This is a genomic window from Dokdonella sp., assembly GCF_036518555.1.
Lineage (GTDB): Bacteria > Pseudomonadota > Gammaproteobacteria > Xanthomonadales > Rhodanobacteraceae > Dokdonella_A.
On sequence record NZ_DATDMY010000309.1, the window covers coordinates 1 to 3425 of the forward strand.

The window sequence follows — 3425 nt, forward strand, 5'->3', positions numbered from 1 at the left end:
TGCAGGCGGCGCGCCGCGATCGCCGCGCGCGGCGCGTTCCTCCGCGCTGCCGGCGCCGACCACCGCACCGAGATCGCGCAGGCGCAGCAGGCTCGAGTCGACCTCGCCGCTCAACGTCGGGCGCGGTTCGCCCGACCGGTAGGTCAAGGTGCCGGCGAGATCGCTGCCGCCGACGCGCGCGGTGAAATCCTCGTAACGCAGCATCGTGCGGTTCGGATCGAAGCGGCCGGCGAGGCGGCCGACCGTCGCGTACGGCGGCGACTTCGGCAACGCGATGCCGAGGATGTCGTAGAGATGGGCGAGGTTGCGCCCACTGATCCACAGGCGCATGTCGACGGCGTCGGGGCTCGCAGGATCGGTGACGGTGCCGGTCAACGCGATCTGCGTCGAGCCGACGTCGATGTCCGCGCGCAACGGGAACGGTTCGGGTCGGCGCAACGCGAGCACGCCGCCGAAACGCCCCTTGCCGGCGAGATCCATGCCGGCGAGCGTGCCCTTTGCGCTGAACGCGAAGCGGTACGGGGGCGTCTTCGCCGCCGTGCCTTGCTCGAGCCGACGCTGCTCGCGCTCGCGTGCGGCGTCGCGCAGGCGTTGCGCTGCAGCCTTGCCGACGAACCGGATCACGTCGCGGCGCATGCTCGGATCGTCGCCATCGACGCGCGCGCCGAACGGCACCGGCTCGGCGAGCGGTTCGATCGTCGCGTGAACGTCGAGGCGGCGCTGCGCGTCGCGCACGTCGATCGCGCCCGCACCGAGCACGACATCGCCGACGACCACGCTCCAGCCGCCGGCGTCGCCCGCCGCGCGTTCGAACGTCCAGTTGTCGCTACCGTCGTCGCGGCGTTCGATGTCCACGCGCGGGCCCTCGACGCGGATCGTCGCCAGGTCGATGCGACGAACGAGCAGAGGCCATGCGCGCAGGTCGGCCTCGATGCGGTCGAACGTCGCCGCCGACGGCACGCGCGCCCAGGACGCGTTCGCCACGCGGACCCCGGACGCGCGCACGTGCAGCCCCGGGGACCACGCCGTTCCGTCGCCGTCGACGCGACGCCACTGCCACGCGACGTCGAGGTCGCCGTCGATCGCCACCGTGCGTCCGACCGCCCCGCTCGCGCGCTCGACGAGCCATGGCTTAGCGCGGTTCCAGTCCACCATCGCGACGAATGCGAGCAGCGCGAGCGGCAGCAGCACCACCACCGCTGCGACGACGGCCACCGCGCGCACGAGGCGGCGGCGCCGGGTCGGGGCCTGCGGCGCGCGTTCAGGCGATGCCATGCAGTCCACTCGCTACGGCGGATGCGTTGACCACGGGGCGACGGCGCGTCGGCATGCGAATTTCCGCAGCAGTCGATCGGTACCCCGATCCTAGCCGGCGCAATCTGAGCGGCGCCCGACTTGGCGGACGCGGCCCGCGCGGCTACTCTGCGCGTCCGCTTCGCCGCCCTGTCCCGCATGTCCGACGCCCGCCAGTGGTTCGCCCTGCCTTCGCCGTTCCGCATGAAGCGCGGCGGCGAGCTCGTCGGCGCGCGCCTCGCCTACGAGACCTGGGGAGCGCTTTCCGCCGCGCGCGACAATGCGCTGCTCGTCCTCACGGGCCTCTCGCCGAGCGCGCATGCGGCGTCGAGCGACGCCGATCCGTCGCCGGGCTGGTGGGAGGACATGATCGGGCCGGGCAAGCACATCGATACCAACCGCTGGTTCGTGATCTGCGTGAACACGCTCGGCAGCTGCAAGGGCTCGACCGGCCCGGCCGACGTGAACCCGGTGACGGGCGAGGTGTACCGCCTCGATTTCCCCGAACTCACGCTCGAGGACGCGGCCAACGCCGCCTACGAACTCGTGCGCGCGCTCGGCATCGAGCGCCTCGACTGCCTGCTCGGCAATTCGATGGGGGGCATGACCGCGCTCGCCTATCTCGCGCAGCATCCGGGCAGCGCACGGCGCCACATCAGCATCTCGACCGCGCCGCAGGCACAGCCGTTCGCGATCGCGATCCGCTCGCTGCAGCGCGAAGCGATCCGCCTCGACCCGAACTGGAACCAGGGCCGCTACGACGACGACCATTACCCCGAGGCGGGCATGTCGATCGCGCGCAAGCTCGGCGTGATCACGTACCGCTCGGCGATGGAATGGGTCGGACGCTTCGCGCGCATCCGGCTCGATTCGGACCAGCGCGACGACGATCCGTTCGGGTTCGAGTTCCAGGTCGAGTCCTACCTCGCCGGGCACGCGCGGCGCTTCGTGCGTGGCTTCGATCCGAACAGCTACCTCTACCTCTCGCGCGCGAGCGACTGGTTCGACCTCGCCGAACATGCGGGTCCGGGCGTCGCCAGCGGCGCCGTGCGCGCCGCGCTCGCGCGCCTCGGCGTCGAACGCGCGCTCGTGATCGGCGTCGAGACCGACATCCTGTTCCCGCTCACGCAGCAGGAGCAGATCGCGGACGGCCTGCGCGCAGGCGGCGCCGAGGTCGAGTTCGTCGCGCTCGACAGCCCGCAAGGACACGACGCCTTCCTCGTCGACATCGCGCGCTTCGGCGCCGCGATCTCCGCGTTCCTCGGCCGCACGACGCGCTGAGCGCCGCTGCGCGCAGCGGCTCTCCCCAGGGCTCTGGTACCTGACAGCACGGGCGGCGAGGCCGTCGCGTGCCGCGGCGTGTCCCCTCACGCCGCGCGATTCCGTTCGCATGCACAGGGCCCCGCAGAACGCGCGGCGCCGACCGCCCCGCCGACCGGAGTCGTCCATGCCCCTACGCACGTCGTCCGCGTTCCGCAGCGCAGCCCGCGATCGATGCGTCGTCGCGATCGCCGCGCTAGGCCTCGTCACGTGCGGGATCGCCACCGCACAGGTCGTCGCGAACGTGATCGCCGGCGGTGGCGGCATCAGCCATTCCGCAGGCGGCTGCCGCACGCTCGAAGGCAGCCTCGGCGAGACGGCGACCGGCATGTCGTCCGGCGCCGGCTACTCCGTGCACGCAGGCTACTGGGCCGGTGCAGGCAGCGCGCGTCGCGATTCCCTCTTTCGCAATGGCTTCGAGGAATGCCGATGAATCGACCGATGCTTCTCCCTGCTCGCTTGCGCGTGCGCCTCGGCCTGCACGCCGCGATCCTCGCGCTCGCGGCTGCGGCGGCGCCAGCTCTCGCGGCTCCGCAGCTGCCGGACTTCGTATATCAGGGGCGCCTGCAACAAGACGGCGCGCCGGCGGACGGCAACTTCGACCTGTCGTTCGCGCTCTTCGATGCGGCGAGTGGCGGCAACCAGGTCGGCGTCGCGATCGACGAAGTCGACTATCCCGTCGACGACGGCGTGTTCAGCATCTCGCTGAGCTTCCCCGGCGCGTTCACCGGCACCCAGCTGTACCTGCAGGTGTCGGTCGAGGGGATACCGATGCTGCCGCGCCAGCCGGTCGCCACGACGCCGGTGGCGCA

The 3425-nt window shown here is 71.9% G+C and carries 4 protein-coding genes; 3 read left to right on the forward strand and 1 reads right to left on the reverse strand.

Annotation, left to right across the window (positions count from 1 at the left end; genetic code table 11):
* Positions 1-1275, reverse strand: a 1275-nt coding sequence (locus VI238_RS16615; RefSeq protein WP_331653366.1) for an AsmA family protein, incomplete at its 3' end; no start/stop codon positions are given.
* A gap of 177 nt (positions 1276-1452) precedes the next feature.
* Between VI238_RS16615 and metX the strand changes: the two genes are divergently transcribed.
* The 3 genes from metX to VI238_RS16630 all read left to right on the forward strand — a co-directional run.
* On the forward strand, positions 1453-2574 hold the full coding sequence (metX, locus tag VI238_RS16620; protein ID WP_331653368.1) for a homoserine O-acetyltransferase MetX: 1122 nt from the start codon (positions 1453-1455) through the stop codon (positions 2572-2574).
* 166 nt (positions 2575-2740) lie between these two features.
* Positions 2741-3046 carry a hypothetical protein gene (locus VI238_RS16625; RefSeq protein WP_331653370.1) on the forward strand — a complete coding sequence of 102 codons (306 nt, stop codon included), beginning with the start codon at positions 2741-2743 and terminating at the stop codon, positions 3044-3046.
* Positions 3043-3425, forward strand: a 383-nt coding sequence (locus VI238_RS16630; protein WP_331653372.1) for a hypothetical protein, incomplete at its 3' end; no start/stop codon positions are given. The genes VI238_RS16625 and VI238_RS16630, both read left to right, overlap by 4 nt.

Excerpts from the sequence above, each read along its gene's own strand:
- metX (WP_331653368.1), top strand. The coding sequence starts at position 1,453 with ATGTCCGACGCCCGCCAGTGGTTCGCCCTGCCTTCGCCGTTCCGCATG.
- VI238_RS16625 (WP_331653370.1), top strand. The coding sequence starts at position 2,741 with ATGCCCCTACGCACGTCGTCCGCGTTCCGCAGCGCAGCCCGCGATCGA.